Genomic DNA, 20,242 nt, shown 5'->3' with positions numbered 1-20,242 from the left:
TTCTCGATTTTTGCTTGTCTGAGGTACTTATGACAAAGCCCTGAACCGTTGCGGAACAGGGCTTTTTTGTGGGCGGCGTTCAGCTTTGCCGGGCGCGAATCAGATGATGCGCCCGTCGTCCCGCGCGCGCTCCAACTTGATGGCGATGAACTTCGACGTCGGCGTGTGACTGCCGTCACCGATGCTCTCCAGCGGCACCAGCGGGTTCACCTCCGGGTAGTAGGCCGCCGCCTGGCCAGCGGGGATGTCGAACGCCAGCAGGGTAAACCCATGCACCCGGCGCAGATGTTCATCGCCCCAGAGCGACACAATGTCGACCTTCTGCCCCGGCTGGAAGCCCAGGCGGACGATGTCGGCCTCGTTGACGAACAGCACGTCACGCTGGCCGCGCACGCCACGATAACGATCGTCCATGCCATAGATGGTGGTGTTGTACTGATCGTGCGAGCGCATCGACTGCATGATCAGGTCCGGTATCTGGCCGCTGGCACGCACGCGCTCGTCGAGCAGGCTGTCCGGTAGCAGATTGGCCTTGAAGTTGGCGCGGCCGCTGGCGGTCTTCCACTGGCGGCTGCCGGCACTGTTGCCCAGGTAGAAGCCGCCGGGCAGGCGCAGACGCTCGTTGAAGTCGGCAAAGCCCGGGATGGTGTCGGCGATCAGGTCGCGGATACGGTCGTAGTCGGCCACCAGCCAGTGCCAGTCCACTGGCTGCTTGCCCAAGGTGGCGGCGGCGATGCCGGCAACCACGGCGGGCTCCGAGCGCATCTGTCGGGACAGTGGTTTGAGCTGGCCGTTGGAGGCGTGGACCATGCTGAACGAGTCCTCCACCGTCACCGCCTGCGGGCCTTCGCCCTGCAGGTCGATATCGGTGCGGCCCAGGCACGGCAGGATCAACGCCTGTTTGCCATGAATCAGGTGGCTGCGGTTGAGCTTGGTGCTGATGTGCACGGTCAGCTCGCAGTTGCGCAGCGCCTGGGCGGTGCGCTCGGTGTCCGGCGTGGCCTGGGCGAAGTTGCCGCCTAAACCGATGAACACCTTGGCCCGGCCTTCCAACATGGCGTGGATGGCCTCGACGGTGTTGTGGCCGTTATGGCGCGGCACCGGGAAGCCGAAGCGTTTTTCGATGGCATCGAGCAGCAACACCGGTGGGCGTTCGTTGATGCCCATGGTGCGGTCGCCCTGCACGTTGCTGTGGCCGCGCACCGGGCACAGGCCGGCGCCCGGTACCCCGAGGTTGCCGCGCAGCAGCATCAGGTTGACGATTTCCTGGATGGTCGGCACCGAATGGCGGTGCTGGGTGATGCCCATGGCCCAGCACATGATCACGCGTTTACCTTTGCAGTACATGTGTGCCGACAGCTCGATATCGGCCAGGGTCAGCCCGGACTGGGCCTGGATCTGTTCCCATGGGGTGGCGTCGACCACCGCCAGGTATTCGTCCACGCCATGGCCGTGTTCGGCGATGAAGGCATGATCGAAGATCGCCGGCGCGCCGCTGGCCTGGGCCTCACGCTCCCATTGCAGCAGGAACTTGGCCATGCCGCGCAGCAGCGCCATGTCGCCGCCCAGCGCCGGGCGGAAGAATGCGGTGTTGGTCGGTCGGTCGCTGTTGGTCAGCATCTCCAACGGGTTCTGCGGGTGCTGGAAACGCTCCAGGCCACGCTCCTTGAGCGGGTTGACACACACCACCTGGGCGCCGCGTTTCACCGCGTCACGCAACGGGTCGAGCATGCGAGGGTGGTTGGTGCCGGGGTTCTGGCCCCAGACGAAGATCGTGTCGGCGTGCTCGAAATCGTCGTACGTGACCGTGCCCTTGCCCACGCCGACGCTCTGGCCCAAGGCCACGCCGCTGGCCTCGTGGCACATGTTCGAGCAGTCGGGGAAATTGTTGGTGCCGTAGGCGCGCACGAACAGCTGATAGAGATAAGCCGCCTCGTTGCTGGCCCGGCCGGATGTATAGAACTCGGCCTGGTCGGGGCTTGCCAGGTTGTTCAGGTGCCGGGCGATCAGGGCGAAGGCGGCGTCCCAGTCGATCGGCCGGTAACGGTCGGTGATCGGGTCATAGACCATCGGCTCGGTCAGTCGGCCCTGGTACTCGAGCCAGTAGTCGCTCTGCCCCAGCAGCGCGCTCACGCTGTAGCGGGCGAAGAACGCGGCATCCACCCGGCGCTTGGTGGCTTCCCAGTTGACCGCCTTGGCGCCGTTCTCGCAGAACTTGACCATGCCGCTTTCGGGCGAGTCGCCCCAGGCGCAGCCGGGGCAGTCGAAGCCGCCGTTCTGGTTGGTCTTGAGCAGGGCGCGGATGTTCTTCAGGGCGTTGTCGCTGCCCACCCAGGCCTTGGCCACGCTGCGCAGCGCGCCCCAGCCGCCGGCGGGGCCGGGATAAGGTTTGTAGCGAGGGGTGGAGGCGGGGGCGTTGTCTGGCAGTTTTTCGTAGGAGGTCACGGCTGTTGCTACTCCGCCGCTGGGCTGAACACCCGCGGTGCGCTGTGTTTGGGCAGATGAATGAGGTTGAGGTTGTGCTTGCGGGCCCATTGCAGGGCCAGGCCGGTGGGCGCGGAAAGGCTTACCAGGGTCTGGATGCCGGCGCGCAGGACCTTCTGGATCAGTTCCAGGCTGCAGCGGCTGGTGACGATGGCCAGCCCCCCTTGGGTCTCGATGCGCTGGCGTAGCAGGGCGCCGATCAGCTTGTCCAGGGCGTTGTGCCGGCCAATGTCCTCGCGACCCAGCAGCAGCTGGCCGTCGCGGTCCATGAACAGTGCCGCGTGCACCGCACCGCAGTGCTGGCCCAGTGGCTGGAAGGCGTCGATGCGCAGGCGCAGGTCCTTCAGCCAGTGGGCAGGTGGCAGCGGCGCGCCAGGCAGCACGTTCAGCTCGGGCAGCGCCTGCTCCAATGCCTCGACGCCGCACAGGCCGCAACCGCTGGTGCCGGCCAGCTGGCGGCGCTGGTTCTTCAGGTTCCAGAAGGCGCGGCTGGATATCTCCAGGTCGGCGTAGAGCGCCGAACCGCTGCCGGAGAGGTTCATGTCGTAGATTTCCTCGGTACCGGCAACGATGCCGCTGCCGATGCTGAAACCGACGGCGAAGTCTTCCAGGTCGGTCGGGCTGACCAGCATCACCGCCTGGTTCAGGCCGTTGTAGACGATCGCCAACGCCACTTCCTCGGCCAGCGGGGTATTGTCGCGGGCGGCATCGGAAAGCTGGACGTAGTCGTAGGTGTTGCTGGCGGCGGGCAGGGCGAGAGGCGTTGACGCCGCGCAGACCGGTGGCTTGCTGTTCATCGGCTCGAATACCGGCTGGCAGTTTGACCCCACAAGCCTAGGCCCCTGTGCAGATGGCGTCTAATCGCTAGCGTCTATCCCGTGATAGAGCGCGTCGATTGGTCGCACCGGGGCGGGTTGGCCGATCCTGGCCTAGACTCCTGCTTCCATGGATTCACCATCAAAGGAGCGCCACATGAGCCTGTTCAGTTTCGTGAAGGAAGCCGGCGAGAAGTTGATCGACCTGCTGACCCCCGGCAATGCCAATGCCGAGGAACAGTTGAAGAAACACGTCAGTGACGTTGGCTTGGGCAACCCGAACATCTCGGCCACTGTAGAGGGTGACAAGGTCATCCTCAAGGGTGAGGTAAGCAGCCAGGAAGAGAAAGAGAAGATCATCCTGGCTGCAGGCAACATCGCCGGTGTGGCCTCGGTGGATGACCAGATCACCGTCACCGGGCCAATTGCTCAAGCTGCCCGGTTCGTCGAGGTCGAGAAGGGTGACACCCTGAGTGCCATCTCCAAGCGAGTCTACGGCGATGCCAACAAGTACCAGAAGATCTTCGAGGCAAACAAGCCGATGCTGAAGGATCCCAACAAGATCTATCCGGGGCAGGTGCTGCGTATTCCCGACTGAGGGGGCGCTTGTAGGAGCGGCTGAAGCCGCTCCTACGGGGCGATTGCGCAGTTACAACCCTTCCAGCAACTCCCGGTAATCCTCTACTGCCGTGAACTCCTGGGTATCGCGTGGCTCGGCCCGACTATCCGGCTGGCGCACAGCCAGCAGGTGCCCCACGCCAAATTGCCGGGCACTGCGCAGAATCGCCAGGGTGTCATCGATGAACAGGCTGCGCGCCGGCTCAAAGCCGATGTCCGCCTGCAGCGCATCCCAGAACTGCGGGCTCTCCTTCGGATAGCCATAGTCGTGCGAGCTGATCAGCCGCTCGAAGTACGGCGCCAGTTCAACCCGCTCCAGCTTCAGCGACAGCGAGTCGCGGTGGGCGTTGGTGATCATCACCACCCGCTTGCCGGCCTTGCGAATGGCGGCGAGGAAGGTATCGGCATCCGGCTTCAAGGCGATCAGGTCGGCGATCTCCAGCTTGAGCTCGCGGATCGGCAGGCGCAGTTCACGGCTCCAGAAGTCCAGGCAGTACCAGTTGAGCGTGCCGGCATGCTGTTCGAACAGCGGGCGCAGCTCGAGATCGGCCATGGCCCGGCTCACGCCATGCAGCTCGGCGTAGCGCTGGGGCAGGTGCTGCAGCCAGAAGCGGTTGTCGTAATGGAGGTCGAGCAGGGTGCCGTCCATGTCCAGCAGGACGGTATCGATGGCGGACCAGGGAAGAACGGGCATGGGAAATTCTCGATCAGTCGGCAAGCCACGGTATAGTAACCCGTTCACGCCAAGGAGCCGCCCCATGCGCCAGAAACCCACCGTTCTCAGCCGCGAAATCGTCGCCAGCAGCCGCCTGTTCCGCGTGGAAGCCGTGCAGTTGCGCTTCTCCAACGGCACCGAGCGCACCTATGAGCGACTGGTTGGCCGCGGCAACGGCTATGGCGCGGTGATGATCGTGGCCATGCTCGATGCCGAGCATGCTGTGCTGGTCGAGGAATATTGCGGCGGTACCGACGAGTACGAGCTGTCGTTGCCCAAAGGCCTGATCGAGCCGGGCGAGGACGTGCTCGCCGCCGCCGACCGGGAGCTCAAGGAAGAGGCTGGTTTTGGCGCGCGTCAGCTGGAGCACCTGACCGAGCTGTCGCTATCGCCCGGCTACATGAGCCAGAAGATCCAGGTGGTCCTAGCCACCGACCTGTACGAAGAGCGTCTGGAGGGCGACGAGCCCGAGCCGATGCGGGTCGACAAGGTCAACCTGCGCGAGCTCTCGGCCCTGGCCATGCACCCGCAGTTCAGCGAAGGCCGAGCACTGGCGGCGTTGTACCTGGCCCGTGACCTGCTGATCCAGCGTGGGGTGCTGAGCGTATGAATGATCGGCAACTGATGCAGGACGTGGTCAAGCTCGCCCTGTTGGCTGGCGAGGCGATCCTGCCGTTCTGGCGCGCTGACGTGGCGGTAAGCAACAAGGCCGACGATTCACCGGTGACCGCTGCCGACCTGGCAGCCCATCGGGTTATCGCCGATGGCTTGCAGGCGCTGGCGCCGCAGATTCCGGTGCTCTCCGAGGAGGACTGCGACATCCCGCTGGCAACCCGCGCAGGTTGGCAGCGCTGGTGGCTGGTCGATCCTTTGGATGGCACCAAGGAGTTCATCGCCGGTAGTGAGGAGTTCACCGTCAACATCGCGCTGATCGAAAACGGCGAGGTGGTGTTTGGCGTGGTGGCAATGCCGACCAATGGCCGCTGTTATTCCGGTGGGCGCGAGTTAGGTGCCTGGAAGACCGAGCATAACGAAGAGGCTCAACCGATCCAGGTGCGTAATGCCCCACCGGCGCATGAGCGGTTTACCGTCGTCGCCAGCCGTCGGCATTCCAGCCCGGAGCAGGAAGCGCTGCTGGCGGGGCTTGGGAGTGCGTTAGGGGAGCTGGAACTGGCCAACATCGGCAGCTCCTTGAAGTTCTGCCTGCTCGCCGAAGGCAGTGCCGACTGTTATCCGCGGCTGGCGCCGACCTCGCAGTGGGATACTGCCGCCGCCCAGGGCGTGCTGGAAGGTGCCGGGGGCGAGGTGATCGGGCTGGACGGGTTGCCGTTCCGCTACCCACCGCGTGAGTCGTTGCTCAATCCGTTCTTCCTGGCGTTGCCCCGCGCTGCTGAATGGCGACAGGCGCTCGTCGAACTGGCGAGTGCGATCAAAGCTTGAGCTTGTCGGGGCCGCTACGCGCCCCAAGCTTTCAGCGATGCAGCACGTATTGCCCGCTGAACGTCACCGCAGGCTCGTCACTACCCTCGTTGCTCACCACCGTCTCCAGCGTCAGGCGTGCCCGTCCACGACGTTGATACATTGTCAGAAACCGCTCCCAGGTCCTCTCGTCCGGCGCCGGGCAACGCGCCACGGCGGCCCCGGTGACTGGCAGCGGGTAGCTGATCTGCCCCTCCTGGATGACGATATGCCCGTCATCGATCCCCAGCTCGCGCAGACGCAGGTGCAGCCAGCCCCAACCCACCAGCACAGCGCCGCAGTACAGGCTGCCGCCGAACATGGTGCTCTTGTGGTTGACGTTGGGCGCCAAAGGCAGCTTCAGACGCAAGGTGTGCGCCTGCCAATCGATGACCTCCATGCCCATTTCGCGGGTCAGCGGAATATCGCTGTGCAGTACGGACTGCAGGTACTGGCTGTCGTTGCTCATTGACGGTTGTCCTCCTGGTCGTCGTGTCCGCCAAAGCTCAGGCTGTGCTTGCGCAGTTTGTCGTGCAGGGTCTTGCGCGGGATGCCAAGGGCCTCGGCGAGGCTGCGCATGGAGCTGTGCGGCTGCATCAGCTCGGCGGCGATCAGCGAGCGCTCGAATTGTTCGACCTGCTCGCTGAGGTTGCCGGCTGGCACCGGGACATGGCTATCGTTGGCCACCGCAGGCGCCTGGCCATCGAGGGCCAGCTCCAGGCCAAGGGCGAATCGTTCGGCGGCATTCTGCAGCTCGCGTACATTGCCCGGCCAGTCGTGGCGCAGCAGTAGGGCACGCTGCACCGGTTGCAGGTTGTGGGGGGGCAGGCCATGCCGGTCGCTGGCGGCGTCGGCGAAGTGCTGGAACAGCATCAGGATGTCGTCGCCGCGCTCACGCAGCGCGGGGATACGCAACGGTGCGACGTTCAGGCGGTAGTAGAGGTCAGCACGGAAACGCCCCTGGTCAGCGGCCTGGCGCAGATCTTCCTTGGTGGCGGCGATGATACGGATATCCAGCGGGATAAGCTGGTTGCCGCCCAGACGCTCGACCACCCGCTCCTGCAGCAGGCGCAGCAGCTTGACCTGAACATCCAAGCTCATGCTCTCGATTTCATCGAGGAACAGCGTCCCGCCATTGGCGAACTCGAACTTGCCGATGCGGCGCTTCTGCGCACCGGTGAAGGCGCCCGGCTCATGGCCGAACAACTCGCTCTCGACCACCGACTCGGCCAGTGCGCCGGCGTTGATCGCCACGAAGGGGCCGTCGCGCCGGCTCGACAGGTCGTGCAGCGCACGCGCCACCACCTCCTTGCCGGCGCCGGTTTCGCCAAGGATCAGCACGTCGGCGCGGGTGCCGGCCAGGGCGCCGATCTGCTCGCGCAGGCGCTGCATGCCGGGGGACTGGCCGAGCAGGCGCGTGGCCAACTGCTGGCGATCGCTCAGGGCCAGGCGCAGGCTACGGTTGTCGAGCACCAAGCGGCGCAGGGCCAGGGCGCGGCGCACGCTGTCGAGCAGGGCGTCGCTGGCGAAGGGCTTCTCGAGGAAGTCATAGGCCCCGGCGCGCATGGCCTGCACCGCCAATGGCACATCACCGTGGCCGGTGATCAGCAGCACCGGCAATTCGCTGTCGCGGGCGTGCAGTTGCTCCAGCAGTTGCAGGCCATCGATGCCGGGCATGCGGATATCGCTGACCACAACCCCCGGCCAGTCTTCCTCGAGGCGTTCGGCCAAGCCTTGGGCTTCGGCCAGGGCCACCACCTTGAGCCCGGCCAGGTCCAAGGTCTGGCTCAGGGCTTGGCGCAGGTGCGGGTCGTCATCGACCAGGATCACCTGGGCACGGCTGTCGATGGGTGTCTCGGTGCTCATGCCGAGGTGTCCTCCGAAGATTGCAGATTGGCGCCGGGCTTGGCCACGCGCAGTTTCAGGGTCAGCAGGGCACCGCCTTCAGGGTGGTTGCCCAGCAGCAACTCGCCGCCGAGCGCGTGCATCAGGCTTTCGCAGATAGCCAGCCCCAAGCCGAGGCCCTGGGTGCGGGTCTTGGTGGTGAAGAACGGCTCCTTGGCGTGCTCCAGGGCCTGGCGGCTGAAGCCTGGGCCATTGTCGCGGATGTACAGGTAGACGCAGCCGTCCTGGCGTTCGGCACTTAGCCAGAGCCTGCGCGGGTTGGCTTTTTCGGTCAGGGCATCGAGGGCGTTGGCCAGCAGGTTGCCCAGTACCTGGCGCAGGCGGGTTTCGCCGGCCTGCACCCACAGGGTGGCCTCAGGCAGGTCGCGCACCAGCTCTACGGCCATGGCCCGGCGACGCTTGGCCAGCAGCGCCAGGGCATCATCCAGGGCCGGTTGCAGGGCAACGCTCTCCGGGGCGTGCTGGTCGCGGCGGGCGAAGGCGCGCAGGTGGGCGATGATCGAGGCCATGCGTCCGGTCAGTTCGCCAATCAGCTTGAGGTTGCCGCGCACGTCCTCGGTGCGCTGATGGTCGAGGAGAATCTCGGCGTTCTCGGCATAACTGCGAATCGCCGCCAGCGGCTGATTGAGTTCATGGCTGATGCTCGCCGACATGGTGCCCAGCACAGAGAGCTTACCGGCCTGGACCAGTTCGTCCTGGGCGCGCACCAGCTCTTGCTGGGCGCTTTCGCGCTCCAGCACCGCGCTCTTAAGCCGGGTATTGAGGCCTTCCAAATCGGCGGTGCGCTCGATCACGCGCTTTTCCAGCTCTTGTCGGGCACGGGCCTCGAAGTCGATGCGGTCGATATAGTGGCGTCGGCGCTGCATCACCAGGCCAGCCAGGAGCATGGTCACCAGCAGCGCGCCACCGCCGATGGCCATGACCGTCTGCACCGAGCGGTCGACCAGCAGGCGTGGGGCGAGGATGTTCACCTGCCAGCCGGTTTCCTTGATGTCGCGGGTCTGGATCAGCCAGGCGTCACGGTCAAGGCTCAGCGGCTGTGGAGCCTGGGTCGGGTAGGGCTGGATGGCGACGATGGCCTGGCGCTCGGCCGCGGTCAATTCGCGGGTGGCGCGGAACCGCCAGTCCGGGCGAGAGGTGAGCACCACCACGCCGTTCTGGTCGGTCAGCAGCAGTTGTTCCGGCGTGCGGCCCCACAGGGTTTCGGTGTGGTCGAGGTCGACCTTGACCACCAGCACGCCGATCACCTTGTCGCGGTCGTGCACGGCGGCGGCGAAGAAGTAGCCGCGCTTGGCCGAAGTGGTGCCCTGGCCGAAGAACCGTCCCAGCCGCCCCTCCATCGCCTCGATGAAGTACGGGCGGAACGAGAAGTTGCGGCCGACGAAGCTGTCCTGCTTGTCCCAGTTGGACGCGGCCAGGGTGTTGCCGCTGACATCCATCAGGTACATCACCTCGGCACCGGTCTGCTGGGTGATGTCCTTGAGCAACCGGTTGGCGTTGGTCACCGCCTCGAGGCGGAACGGGTCGGCCAGCACGCCGCGCAGCGCCGGCAGGTCGCCGAGGATCTGCGGCAGGGTTTCGTAGCGGTGCAAGGTGCCCAGCAGGTTGGCAACGTAGAGGTCGAGGGTCTGGCGATTCTGCGAGGCCAGCTCATCCTGGTAGTAGCGTTCGGCCAGGTGGTGCAGCGGCCACAGCAGTGGGGCCAGGCACAGCGCCAGCAGGGCCAGGCTGCGCCAGCGGGGGCGGCGGGGAGGCGTGGGTCTTGGGATCATCGCAATAAGGGCGCCAGTAGGATCTGGCGCAATTATGCGCTACTTGAGGCAGTCGATGAGTGCATCGTGCCAGTGCGGTTGGCTGACGTGCCATTCACGGGCCAGGCGGGAACAATCCAGGCGTGAGTTGAGCGGTCGTCTTGCCGGTGTCGGGTACTCGCTGGAAGGGATCGGCAACAGTTCGGCGCAAGGCCGCCCCTGGGCCTTGAGCTGGTCAGCGATGGCCTGGGCGAAGCCGAACCAGGAGGTCTCGCCCTGTGCGGTCAGGTGGTAGGTGCCCCAGGCACCGGCCTGGCCGTCGCGCCAGCGCTCGATCAGCGCGCGGGTGCTGGCGGCGAGGGTGCCTGCCCAGGTCGGGGCGCCGATCTGGTCGTTGACGACTTTCAGCTGTGGACGTTCCTGAAGCAGGCGCTGCATGGTCAGCAGGAAGTTGCGTCCATGCAGCGAATAGACCCAGCTGGTGCGCAGGATCAGATGTTCACCGGCGACAGCGGTGATGGCCTGTTCGCCCGCCAGCTTGCTTCGGCCATAGACGCTCAGTGGATTGGGGGCGTCATCCTCGCTGTAGGGAGCTGGCTTGCTGCCGTCGAAGACATAGTCGGTGGAGTAGTGGATCAGCGGTGCGCCGAGCCGTGCGGCTTCTTCGGCCAGTATCCGGGGCGCTTCGGCGTTGATGGCATGGGCCAGCTGCGTTTCGCTTTCGGCCTGGTCGACTGCCGTGTAGGCGGCGGCGTTGATGATCAGGTCGGGCGCCATCTGGCGCAGCACGGCGCGCAGTTGCCCTGGTCGGGCCATGTCGAACCCGTCACGACCGAGCCGCTGCACATCGCCCAGGCCGCGCAATGCTTCCTGGAGTGCCAGTGCAACCTGGCCGTGGCGGCCGCAGACGAGGATCTTCATGGGAACAGCTGTGCATCGGCAAATGACATGGCGGCCTGGTCCTTGGCCGACAGCAACGGTTGCAGGCCGTTCAGCTGCCAGTCGATGGCCAGCTGCGGGTCGTCCCAGCGGATGCCGTACTCGGCGTCGGGGTTGTAGTAGTCGGTGGTCTTGTAGAGCACTTCGGCCGACTCGCTCAACACCCGGAAACCATGGGCGAAACCGGGTGGCAGCCACAGTTGGCGGTGGTTGGTGGCGGACAGTCGCACCGCCACCCACTGGCCCAGGGTTGGCGAGCTGCGACGGATGTCCACCGCCACGTCGAGGATATCGCCTTGCAGCACGCGGACCAGTTTGCCCTGGGCATTTTGCAACTGGTAGTGCAGCCCACGTAGCACTCCGTGTAGGGAGCGAGAGTGGTTGTCCTGGACGAATGGCGTATCGATGCCGGTGCGCAGGGCGAAGTCGCGGGCGTTGTAGCTTTCGTAGAAGAACCCTCGGCTGTCACCGAACACCTTGGGCTCGATGATCAGGACGTCGGGAAGTGCGGTGGAGATGACATTCATGGCTGTTCTTCGGCCAGTTGGCTCAGGTATTGGCCGTAGCCGGTCTTTTGCAGTTCGCAGGCCTTGGCCAGCAGTTGCTCACGGCTGATCCAACCGTTCTGGAAGGCGATCTCTTCCAGGCAGGCCACCTTCAGCCCCTGGCGATGTTCGAGGGTCTGCACGTACTGCGAGGCTTCCAGCAGGCTGTCGTGCGTGCCGGTGTCGAGCCAGGCGAAGCCACGGCCGAAGCGTTCTACGCGCAGGTCGCCGCGTGCCAGGTAGGCGTTGTTGATGTCGGTGATCTCCAGTTCGCCGCGGGCTGACGGGCGGATGCTCTTGGCGATGTTCACCACATCGTTGTCGTAGAAGTACAGGCCGGTCACGGCAAAGCTGGACTTGGGTTGCCGGGGCTTCTCCTCGATCGACAACGCCCGGCCATCGGCGTCGAACTCGATCACGCCAAATCGCTCCGGGTCCTTGACCCAGTAGCCGAACACGGTGGCGCCCGAGGTGTGCTTCACTGCACGCTGCAACTGTTCGCTGAAGCTCTGGCCGTGAAAGATATTGTCGCCAAGAATCAGGCAGACGGCATCTTCACCGATGAACGACTCTCCGATCAGGAACGCCTGTGCCAGCCCGTCGGGGGACGGCTGTTCGGCATAGCTTATGTGAATGCCGAACGGGCTGCCGTCACCGAACAACTGGCGGTACTGCGGCAGGTCTTGTGGCGTGGAGATCAGCAGGATGTCGCGGATGCCGGCGAGCATCAGCACCGATATCGGGTAGTAGATCATCGGTTTGTCGTAGATCGGCAGCAACTGCTTGGAGACACCGAGGGTGATGGGGTGCAGGCGGGTGCCCGTGCCGCCGGCCAGGACGATTCCTTTAGTCATGCGATCAGGTCCTTGAAGTCCGAATTGCCCAGGCGCTGTCCTTGATAGCTGCCGTCCTGGACCTGGCGGCACCAGTCGAGATTGTTCAGGTACCACTGCACGGTCTTGCGCAAGCCTGAGGCGAAGGTTTCCTGCGGTACCCAACCGAGCTCACGCTCGATCCTGCCGGCATCGATAGCGTAGCGCAGGTCATGCCCCGGGCGGTCCTGGACGTGGGTGATCAGGTCGGTGTAGCGGGTCACCCCGGCGGGGTGCGCAGGGGCCAGCTCTTCCAGCAGCGCACACACGGCCTGCACCACGTCGATGTTCCGCTGCTCGTTGTGGCCGCCGATGGTGTAGGTCTGGCCGACCTCTCCAGCGGTAACGATCCGGAGCAGGGCTCGGACGTGATCCTCGACGTACAGCCAGTCGCGGACTTGCTGGCCATCGCCGTACACCGCAAGCGGCTTGCCGGCCAGGGCGTTGAGGATCATCAACGGGATCAGCTTTTCTGGGAAGTGATACGGGCCGTAATTGTTGGAGCAGTTGCTGATCACCGTCGGCAGGCCGTAGGTACGTTGCCAGGCGCGGACCAGATGATCGGCTGCCGCCTTGCTGGCCGAGTAGGGAGAGCTGGGGGCGTACGGGGTGTTTTCATCGAACAGTCCGTCGGGGCCGTGCAGGTCGCCGAACACTTCGTCGGTGGAAACGTGGTGGAAGCGGAACGTGTCGCGGGCAGGCTTTTCAAGCGAGCTCCAGTAACCGCGAGCGGCCTCCAGCAGGCTGTAGGTGCCGACGATATTGGTGTAAATGAAGTCCGCCGGGCCATCGATGGAGCGGTCGACGTGCGACTCTGCGGCCAGGTGCATGATGGCGTGTGGCTGGAACCTGGCAAGCAAGGCGCTGACACTGACCTGGTCGGCGATATCAGCCTGGACAAATTCATAGCGGGGGTTGTCGGCGATCCGCTGCAGGGACTGCAGGTTGCCCGCGTAGGTCAACTTGTCGAGATTGAGCACTTCATGCTCGGTATGGTCAATCAGGTGGCGGATCAGGGCCGAGCCGATGAAGCCGGCGCCGCCGGTGACGAGAATGCGCATGTGCAGATGCCTGTGCGGAAAACGTGGTGGCAGATGCCTAGCTTGTTGGCTGGCGTCGTCTGTTGCAAGTCTTGTTGCAGGGCGGCCTGTCGTCTGTGCAAGGCTGCCACTTGCTTATCGGCAGCGGTGGTGGCGATATAAGCGACAAAAAAACGAGGTTTCCCGTTCATGCTCCTGAGCACCCTGATCCAGCGTTCGAGCCAGCCCAGTCCTTCACTTGGCGAGGCCCAGGCCCATGCCCTGCTGAGGTCGCACTACGACTTGCAGGGCACGTTGCAGGTGCTGGGCAGCCAGCAGGACCTCAACTTTCGCGTGGACAGCGACCAGGGCCGCTTCGTGCTCAAGGTCTGCCATGGCGGCTATGCGGCGGTCGAACTGCAAGCCCAGCATGCGGCGCTGGCGTTCCTGCATGGGCAAGGCGTGCCAGTGCCGGTAGTGCGCAAAGCCAGTACCGGCGAGCTATTGCTGGACCTCGAGGTCGATGGCCAGCCGCTTCGGGCCCGCCTGCTCGATTACATCGACGGGCAGCCACTGACCCGCCTGGGCCATTTGCCAGCGCGGGTGATGGCTGAGCTCGGTACGCTTTGCGCCCGTGTCGATGAGGCGCTAGCCGATTTCGACCATCCAGGCCTCGAGCGCACCTTGCAGTGGGATCCGCGCCATGCCCAGGTACTGATCCCGCATTTGTCGCCCGTGTTGCAGAATGCCCAGCGCCGGGCGCAGGTGGAGCAGGTCGCCCAGTCGGCAGCCGCACGTCTGCAACCGTTGGTCGACCTGCTGCCGATCCAGGCCGTGCACCTGGACATCACCGACGACAACGTGGTCTGGGCGCGCGATGCCGAGCGGCAGTGGCAGGTGCAGGGTGTCATCGACTTCGGTGACCTGGTGCGTACCTGGCGCATCGCTGATCTGTCGGTGACCTGCGCGGCCTTGCTGCATCACGCCGAGGGCGACCCGCTGCGGATCCTGCCGGCGGTCAGCGCCTACCATGCCGTGAATCCCCTGCAGGACTCGGAGTTGCGCGCCCTCTGGCCGCTGGTGCTGAACCGAGCAGCCGTGCTGGTGCTCAGCAGCGAACAGCAACTGGCCATCGATCCGGACAACCAGTACACCCGTGACAACATCGCCCATGAGTGGGAGATCTTAGATACGGCCTGCGCCGTGCCCGCAGCTTTGATGGAGGCGGCGATCCTCCAGGCGGCTGGGCGCAAACCGGCCAGCATCGATCTTGGCGATTGCGCCGTGTTGCTGCCGACGCTGAACGGCGAGGCGATGACCCGGGTCGACTTGGGCGTGCTCAGCCCCCACTGCGAGGCGGGCAACTGGGAGCAACCCGGCTTTGACCAGCGCCTGCTTGCTGCCCAGCCGGGGCCGGCGTGCAGCCTGCATGGGCAGTACCGCCTGTCGCAAACCCACATCGACCGGCCTGAAGAACCGGCTACCTGCGCCTTGGGCGTGGAGCTGAACCTGTTACCCGGCACCGCGTTGCAGGCGCCCGCTGCTGGGGTATGGCAATGCATCGGCGATGGCCGTGGCTGCCTGCGCACCGCGCACTGGAGTCTGTGGCTCGATGGCCTGGAGGAGGCACCGACCGATGGCCAGGCGTTGCGCAAGGGCCAGGCCATCGGCGCGACCTGTGGGTACCTTCGCGTGCAGCTGTGCGTGGATACCGATATCCGTCCGCCATTCTTTGCCACGCCCTCCCACGCTGCCGCCTGGCTGGCCCTGTGCCCGTCACCGCGCACCCTGCTCGGCTTCGACTGCGATGCCGAGCCGCTGGCCGACGCACGGGCCCTGCTGGCCCGTCGCGATGCCAGCTTCGCACGCTCGCAGAAGCACTACTACGCCCAGCCTCCGCATATCGAGCGCGGTTGGCGCAACTACCTCATCGACATGCAGGGCCGCTCGTACCTGGACATGCTCAACAACGTCGCGGTGCTTGGCCATGGTCATCCGCGCATGGCCGCCGAGTCGGCGCGCCAGTGGTCGCTGGTCAACACCAACTCGCGCTTTCACTACGCAGCCATCGCCGAATTCTCCGAACGCCTGCTGGAAGTGGCCCCGGAAGGCTTCGACCGGGTGTTCCTGGTCAACAGCGGCACCGAGGCCAATGACCTGGCGATTCGTCTGGCCTGGGCCTACAGCGGCGGGCGCGACCTGCTCAGCGTGCTGGAGGCCTATCACGGCTGGTCGGTGGCCACTGACGCGATCTCCACCTCCATCGCCGACAACCCCCAGGCCCTGGAGACCCGGCCAGACTGGGTGCATCCGGTGGAGGCGCCGAACACCTTCCGCGGTCGCTACCGGGGCGCTGACAGCGCCGCCGACTACCTGCGCGATGTCGATGCCAAGCTGGCCGACCTCGACGCCCGTGGTCGCCAGTTGGCCGGGATGATCTGCGAACCGGTGTACGGAAACGCTGGGGGCATCTCGTTGCCGCCGGGCTACCTGCGCGAGGCCTACGCCAAGGTGCGCCAACGCGGCGGGGTGTGCATCGCCGACGAGGTGCAGGTCGGTTACGGGCGCCTGGGCGAGTACTTCTGGGGCTTCGAGGAGCAGGGCGTGGTGCCGGACATCATCACCATGGCCAAGGGCATGGGCAACGGCCAGCCGCTGGGCGCGGTGATCACCCGGCGCGAGATCGCCGAGGCGCTGGAGGCCGAGGGCTACTTCTTCTCGTCGGCCGGTGGCAGCCCGGTCAGTTGCCGCATCGGCATGGCGGTGCTGGAGGTGATGCGCGACGAAGGGTTGTGGGACAACGCCCGAGACGTGGGCCGTTACTTCAAGGCTCGGCTGCAGGCATTGGTCGATAAATATCCGCTTGCTGGCGCCGCCCATGGTTCTGGGTTCTACCTGGGGCTGGAGTTGGTGCGTGATCGCCAGACGCTGGAACCCGCGACCGAGGAGACCATGATCCTGTGTGATCGCCTGCGCGATCTGGGGATCTTCATGCAGCCGACCGGCGACTACCTGAACATCCTCAAGATCAAGCCACCGATGTGCACCACGCGGGCCAGCGTGGACTACTTCGTCGACAGCGTGGAGCGGGTCCTCGACGAAGGGCTCTGATTCAAGGCATGCAGGCCTGGTAAATCGATTGTTATCGGTTTGTCAGGCTTTTTTATGCCTAAATATTTTATGATTATCTATTTAATGTCGATATTTATCGGTTGTATTATCGACGGATCATTACGCTGCCTATATTGGCGGGCCTGCATCTTTTTCGATCACCGACCTGGCGCCCCTGGCCCCGGGCCTTCGCAGAGGTTACCCATGAAGACCCTCAACTCGACCCCCCGCGCCGACGGTTTCCACATGCCCGCCGAGTGGGCCCCGCAGACCCAGGTGTGGATGGTCTGGCCGGAGCGTCCGGACAACTGGCGCCTGGGCGGCAAGCCGGCGCAGGCCGCGCACGTGACCCTGGCCAAGGCCATCGCCCGCTTCGAGCCGGTCACCGTGGCGGTGTCCGCCGGGCAGTACGAGAACGCCCGTCGCCAGCTCGACCTGCCCAACATCCGCGTGGTCGAGATCAGCAACGACGACGCCTGGGTGCGTGACACCGGCCCGACCTTCGTCATCAACGACCACGGCGAGGTACGCGGCGTGGACTGGGGCTTCAACGCCTGGGGCGGTTTCGACGGCGGCCTGTACGCGCCCTGGAACCGTGACGAGGAGCTGGCCGCCAAGGTCATGGAGATGGAGCGCGTGCAGCGTTACCACACCGAAGGCTTCGTGCTCGAAGGCGGTTCGATCCACGTCGATGGCGAAGGCACCCTGATCACCACCGAAGAATGCCTGCTCAACCGCAACCGCAACCCGCACCTGGACCGCGAACAGATCGAGGAGATCCTGCGCGAGCACCTGGCGGTCGAGACCATCGTCTGGCTGCCGGACGGCCTGTACAACGACGAGACCGATGGCCACGTCGACAACTTCTGCTGTTACGTCAGCCCAGGCGAAGTGTTACTGGCCTGGACCGATGATTCCAATGACCCCAACTATGCACGCTGCCACGCCGCCTACGAGGTGTTGAAAAACACCCGCGATGCCAAAGGGCGCGAGTTCGTGGTGCACAAAATGCCGATCCCGGGGCCGCTGTATGCCACCCAGGCAGAATGCGACGGCGTCGATCACGTGGCGGGCAGCCAGGAGCGCGACCCTTCGGTACGCCTGGCCGGTTCCTACGTGAACTTCCTGATCGTCAACGGGGGCATCATCGCCCCGAGTTTCGACGACCCGGCTGATGCCCAGGCCAGAGCGATCCTGGCCAAGGTTTTCCCGGACCACGAAGTGGTGATGATCCCAGGGCGTGAACTGCTGCTTGGCGGTGGCAACATTCACTGCCTGACCCAGCAGCAGCCGGCACCGGTCAAACGCTGATCGGCCACTGAGAGAAAAGCCCGTCGCAAGACGGGCTTTTTTTTGCTGGCGATAGTCGGACACTTGGAATGGCACAGCAATTGTATTGATTTTTCCTCGTACTTCAGGGGAATCGGCCTACGCCGTTCTGTAACGTGCCTGAAGTAACTTAGCCGCTCACTCGGCCCAGGGAGTACGTGAGGAAATGAACGCAGCAAGTGAGTCGGCTTTGCCCTCAACGGCGGCCAGTCACCAATCGCTCAGAATCCTGGCTCAGTGGTTGAAACGTCATGGAGACGATCGGGTCAGGACGACCGACCCACGACGCCTGCTGGATGGGCGATACCCCCAAGGCCTGATCAGCGAGGAAGAGCTCGAAGCTCTGCTGGCTGTCTGGCATTGACCGGGAAGGAACCCGTCGCAGAAAAAAACGCCACCGCAATTGCGGTGGCGTTTTCGTTTGGGCGGCCCGTCCTTGATGCTCGCTGCTGTCACAACTCAGAAGCTATAGGTTCCGGTCACCACCAGGCTGCGCGGATCGCCCACTTGGATCTGCGCCGCACTGGTGGCCGAGCTGTAGTAGGTCTTGTCGGTGATGTTGCTCAACGCCGCGCGTACATCCCAGTCGTGGGTGCGATAACCGGCCAGCGCGTCCCAGCGGCCGTAGCCCGGCAGGATCACGGTGTTCTGGTTGTCGGCGTAGCGGTCGCCGACCAGGGTCAGGCCGGTTTCGGCGTACCAGCCCAGCTCCGGCTTCCAGGTCACGAACAGGCTGGCGTTACGCTTGGCCACGTCGTTGATGCGGTTGCCCTGCTGGCCGTTGTTATCCTTGACGATGGTCGCGTCCTGCAGGCCGATGCCGCCGCGCACATACCAGTTGCCCACCACGTTGCCGGTGGCGGTTAGCTCGATGCCGCGTGAACGCTGCAGGCCGCTGAGCTGGATCAGTTCCGGGTTGATCGGGTCGCGGGTACGGCGGTTGTACAGTTCCAGTTCGTAGATCGCCAGGGTGGTGCTCAGGCGTTCGTCGAACCATTCGCTCTTGACCCCGATCTCCTTCTGCCGGGTCTGTTCCGGGTCGGTCTGGTTGGCGTTGCCGGCCGCGCCAGGGGTGATGCCTATCAGGCCGCCACCGACCGGAGAGTAGGTCTTGCTCCAGGAGGCATAGAAGGAGTGATCCTGCCAGGGGGTGTACACCACGCCGATACGCGGACTGAAACTGTTGTCCTTCTGCTTTTCCGAGATGTTGCGCAGTTTGTTGGTGGTGTCCACCTCGAACTGGTCGAAGCGCCCGCCGGCCAGCAGCTGCCACTGGTCGTTGAGGCGGATCTGGTCCTGCAGGTAGATCCCTCGGCTCTCGACGTCGGTGTGGTTGTTGCTGGACACCCGCATCGTGCCGTTGTGCTGCTGGCTGGCCGTGGCCCCCTGCAGCGGTACCGAGGGCACGCCCACGCCTTGGCTCAGCAGCGAGTTGCGACGCTGTTCGCCCATTTCCAGACCCACCAGCAGCGTGTGCTCCAGACCGAAGGTTTCTACATGACCTTCGAGTTCGACGGTGTTGTAGAGATTGCGGGTGCTCAGGTCCTGCTGCCAGCGCTGGCGGTCCACCAGTCCGGTAGCGGGGCGGTAGGCGGTCAGGTAGGTATTGTCGAAGTCGCTCTCCAGGGTGAACAGGCTGAAGGTGTGGCGCAGTTGCCACTGGTCATTCAGCTCGTAGTTCAGGCGCGAACGCAGCGACTCGGCGCGGTCGTTGATGTAGTCGCGCTGGGTGTCGCCGTAGGTGGTCTTGCGGCTGACATCGGCCGGGCGCCCGGTGAGCGGGTTGCCGGGGATGCCACGGTCGGGCGTGCGGTCGTAACGGCTGTACTCATACTGCACCAGCCAGTTCAGCTCGGGGGTGATCTGCCAGCTCATGGACGGGGCGAACAGTTGGCGGTGGTTGCCGTCAATGCCGTCGCGGAAGCTGTTCTTGTCCTCGTTGCCCAGGTTCAGGCGCAGGCTGAGGGTGTCGCTGGGGTCGGCGCTGAGGTCGGCATATAGGCTGCGCAGGTCCTGGCTGCCACCTTGAGCCTCGATGCTCGAGCGGCGGCCGTGCTCCGGCGCCTTGCTCACCCGGTTGACGATGCCGCCCTGGCTGCCACGGCCATAAAGCACTGCCGCTGGCCCCTTGAGCACCTCGACCCGCTCGATGTTGTGCAGGTCGCGGGTGTACTGGCTGTCGTCGCGGACTCCGTCCAGGTAGAAGTCGTTGCTGGCGTCGAAGCCGCGGATACGCAGGCTGTCGAAGCGGGTGTCGGCGCCACTGCTGACGTTGGGGATGCCTTCCAGCGCCTTGCCCAGGTTGCTGCTGCCGTAGTCCAGCACGTTGCGGGTCTTCACCGAATCGATGGCCTGTGGCACGTAGCGCGCGGGGGTCGAGGTGCGGGTCGCGGTGGTCACGTCCTTGACTCGCGGGTTGTCCTCTTCGCGGGTGCTGTCGGCGGTCACCGAGGTTTCCGGCAGTGTGGTGGTGGCGGCACTGGCCAGGCCGGTGCTGAACAGCAGCGACAGGCCCAGAGTCAAGGGTGAGAGGCGGCAGGGGGCAGGCATCGAAGGCGTCCAAGGGAGGAGTGAGAAATTGGGCGCGAATGGTAATGCTTGCTATTTGCTGTTGCATCGACATTTGTAAAGGGTTGCCTTTACATATGTTTCAAGATGTTGCTATTTGTTTGAATTGATTT

The 20,242-nt window shown here is 64.7% G+C and carries 16 protein-coding genes; 5 read left to right on the top strand and 11 right to left on the bottom strand.

All coding sequences use genetic code 11. The annotated features are described in order from the left end of the window. Positions 1-99: 99 nt before the first annotated feature. Positions 100-2,445: an FdhF/YdeP family oxidoreductase gene (locus tag OH705_RS09435; RefSeq protein ID WP_267301989.1), complete on the bottom strand. Its 2,346-nt coding sequence runs from the start codon at positions 2,443-2,445 to the stop codon at positions 100-102. An 8-nt stretch (positions 2,446-2,453) separates the two neighbouring features. Beyond that, positions 2,454-3,281: a formate dehydrogenase accessory sulfurtransferase FdhD gene (gene fdhD / locus OH705_RS09430; protein ID WP_267301988.1), complete on the bottom strand. Its 828-nt coding sequence runs from the start codon at positions 3,279-3,281 to the stop codon at positions 2,454-2,456. Between the two features lie 175 nt (positions 3,282-3,456). Here fdhD and lysM point away from each other — a divergent pair, with 175 nt between their 5' ends. Next, positions 3,457-3,897, top strand: coding sequence for a peptidoglycan-binding protein LysM (gene lysM, locus OH705_RS09425; protein ID WP_023630345.1), 441 nt, complete (start codon positions 3,457-3,459; stop codon positions 3,895-3,897). Positions 3,898-3,948: 51 nt separating this feature from the next. On the opposite strand, the gene yrfG is transcribed toward lysM, so the two are convergent. Next, positions 3,949-4,611, bottom strand: a complete 663-nt coding sequence (yrfG, locus tag OH705_RS09420; RefSeq protein ID WP_267301986.1) for a GMP/IMP nucleotidase — start codon at positions 4,609-4,611, stop codon at positions 3,949-3,951. A gap of 64 nt (positions 4,612-4,675) precedes the next feature. Between yrfG and nudE the strand changes: the two genes are divergently transcribed. Together nudE and cysQ are read left to right on the top strand one after the other, a co-directional pair. Then, the gene (gene nudE, locus OH705_RS09415; RefSeq protein WP_023630347.1) at positions 4,676-5,242 is read left to right on the top strand and encodes an ADP compounds hydrolase NudE; all 567 of its coding nucleotides are present in this window, start codon (positions 4,676-4,678) and stop codon (positions 5,240-5,242) included. Next, positions 5,239-6,072: a 3'(2'),5'-bisphosphate nucleotidase CysQ gene (gene cysQ, locus OH705_RS09410; protein WP_094011595.1), complete on the top strand. Its 834-nt coding sequence runs from the start codon at positions 5,239-5,241 to the stop codon at positions 6,070-6,072. Before nudE ends, cysQ begins: the two co-directional genes overlap by 4 nt. A gap of 31 nt (positions 6,073-6,103) precedes the next feature. Here cysQ and OH705_RS09405 read toward each other — a convergent pair whose 3' ends face one another. The 7 genes from OH705_RS09405 to rfbB are packed head-to-tail and all read right to left on the bottom strand — an operon-like array spanning position 6,104 to position 13,163. Next, a complete protein-coding gene (locus OH705_RS09405) occupies positions 6,104-6,559 on the bottom strand; it encodes a YiiD C-terminal domain-containing protein (RefSeq protein ID WP_094011594.1) in 456 nt (151 codons plus the stop codon). Continuing rightward, on the bottom strand, positions 6,556-7,956 hold the full coding sequence (locus OH705_RS09400; RefSeq protein ID WP_094011593.1) for a sigma-54-dependent transcriptional regulator: 1,401 nt from the start codon (positions 7,954-7,956) through the stop codon (positions 6,556-6,558). Before OH705_RS09400 ends, OH705_RS09405 begins: the two co-directional genes overlap by 4 nt. After that, positions 7,953-9,767, bottom strand: a complete 1,815-nt coding sequence (locus tag OH705_RS09395; protein ID WP_094011592.1) for a sensor histidine kinase — start codon at positions 9,765-9,767, stop codon at positions 7,953-7,955. Before OH705_RS09395 ends, OH705_RS09400 begins: the two co-directional genes overlap by 4 nt. A 39-nt stretch (positions 9,768-9,806) precedes the next feature. After that, positions 9,807-10,667: a dTDP-4-dehydrorhamnose reductase gene (rfbD, locus tag OH705_RS09390; protein ID WP_160291013.1), complete on the bottom strand. Its 861-nt coding sequence runs from the start codon at positions 10,665-10,667 to the stop codon at positions 9,807-9,809. Beyond that, entirely contained in the window at positions 10,664-11,212 is a 549-nt protein-coding gene (gene rfbC, locus OH705_RS09385) for a dTDP-4-dehydrorhamnose 3,5-epimerase (RefSeq protein ID WP_094011590.1), read from the bottom strand. The genes rfbD and rfbC overlap by 4 nt, the downstream gene beginning before the upstream one ends. Then, a complete protein-coding gene (gene rfbA / locus OH705_RS09380; protein WP_094011589.1) occupies positions 11,209-12,084 on the bottom strand; it encodes a glucose-1-phosphate thymidylyltransferase RfbA in 876 nt (291 codons plus the stop codon). Before rfbA ends, rfbC begins: the two co-directional genes overlap by 4 nt. Further along, positions 12,081-13,163 (bottom strand): dTDP-glucose 4,6-dehydratase, encoded by a 1,083-nt coding sequence (rfbB, locus tag OH705_RS09375; protein WP_094011588.1) that lies wholly within the window; start codon positions 13,161-13,163, stop codon positions 12,081-12,083. The genes rfbA and rfbB overlap by 4 nt, the downstream gene beginning before the upstream one ends. Before the next feature lie 168 nt (positions 13,164-13,331). Here rfbB and OH705_RS09370 point away from each other — a divergent pair, with 168 nt between their 5' ends. Both OH705_RS09370 and aguA read left to right on the top strand, forming a co-directional pair. Next, positions 13,332-16,232, top strand: a complete 2,901-nt coding sequence (locus OH705_RS09370; RefSeq protein WP_094011587.1) for an aminotransferase — start codon at positions 13,332-13,334, stop codon at positions 16,230-16,232. Positions 16,233-16,436: 204 nt separating this feature from the next. Then, entirely contained in the window at positions 16,437-17,543 is a 1,107-nt protein-coding gene (aguA, locus tag OH705_RS09365; protein ID WP_023630147.1) for an agmatine deiminase, read from the top strand. A 477-nt stretch (positions 17,544-18,020) separates the two neighbouring features. Here the strand turns inward: aguA and OH705_RS09355 are convergent, their stop codons facing one another. Beyond that, on the bottom strand, positions 18,021-20,111 hold the full coding sequence (locus OH705_RS09355) for a TonB-dependent receptor (protein ID WP_094011586.1): 2,091 nt from the start codon (positions 20,109-20,111) through the stop codon (positions 18,021-18,023). Positions 20,112-20,242 lie beyond the last annotated feature (131 nt).

The organism is Pseudomonas sp. BJa3, from assembly GCF_026343815.1.
Classification (GTDB): domain Bacteria; phylum Pseudomonadota; class Gammaproteobacteria; order Pseudomonadales; family Pseudomonadaceae; genus Aquipseudomonas; species Aquipseudomonas soli.
This window is presented reverse-complemented; position numbering and strand designations above follow the sequence as displayed.

Bases quoted from the DNA above. Each gene is read 5' to 3' on its own strand.
- fdhD (WP_267301988.1), bottom strand. From the start codon at position 3,281: ATGAACAGCAAGCCACCGGTCTGCGCGGCGTCAACGCCTCTCGCCCTG.
- lysM (WP_023630345.1), top strand. From the start codon at position 3,457: ATGAGCCTGTTCAGTTTCGTGAAGGAAGCCGGCGAGAAGTTGATCGAC.
- yrfG (WP_267301986.1), bottom strand. From the start codon at position 4,611: ATGCCCGTTCTTCCCTGGTCCGCCATCGATACCGTCCTGCTGGACATG.
- nudE (WP_023630347.1), top strand. From the start codon at position 4,676: ATGCGCCAGAAACCCACCGTTCTCAGCCGCGAAATCGTCGCCAGCAGC.
- cysQ (WP_094011595.1), top strand. From the start codon at position 5,239: ATGAATGATCGGCAACTGATGCAGGACGTGGTCAAGCTCGCCCTGTTG.
- OH705_RS09405 (WP_094011594.1), bottom strand. From the start codon at position 6,559: ATGAGCAACGACAGCCAGTACCTGCAGTCCGTACTGCACAGCGATATT.
- OH705_RS09400 (WP_094011593.1), bottom strand. From the start codon at position 7,956: ATGAGCACCGAGACACCCATCGACAGCCGTGCCCAGGTGATCCTGGTC.
- OH705_RS09395 (WP_094011592.1), bottom strand. From the start codon at position 9,767: ATGATCCCAAGACCCACGCCTCCCCGCCGCCCCCGCTGGCGCAGCCTG.
- rfbD (WP_160291013.1), bottom strand. From the start codon at position 10,667: ATGAAGATCCTCGTCTGCGGCCGCCACGGCCAGGTTGCACTGGCACTC.
- rfbC (WP_094011590.1), bottom strand. From the start codon at position 11,212: ATGAATGTCATCTCCACCGCACTTCCCGACGTCCTGATCATCGAGCCC.
- rfbA (WP_094011589.1), bottom strand. From the start codon at position 12,084: ATGACTAAAGGAATCGTCCTGGCCGGCGGCACGGGCACCCGCCTGCAC.
- rfbB (WP_094011588.1), bottom strand. From the start codon at position 13,163: ATGCGCATTCTCGTCACCGGCGGCGCCGGCTTCATCGGCTCGGCCCTG.
- OH705_RS09370 (WP_094011587.1), top strand. From the start codon at position 13,332: ATGCTCCTGAGCACCCTGATCCAGCGTTCGAGCCAGCCCAGTCCTTCA.
- aguA (WP_023630147.1), top strand. From the start codon at position 16,437: ATGAAGACCCTCAACTCGACCCCCCGCGCCGACGGTTTCCACATGCCC.
- OH705_RS09355 (WP_094011586.1), bottom strand. From the start codon at position 20,111: ATGCCTGCCCCCTGCCGCCTCTCACCCTTGACTCTGGGCCTGTCGCTG.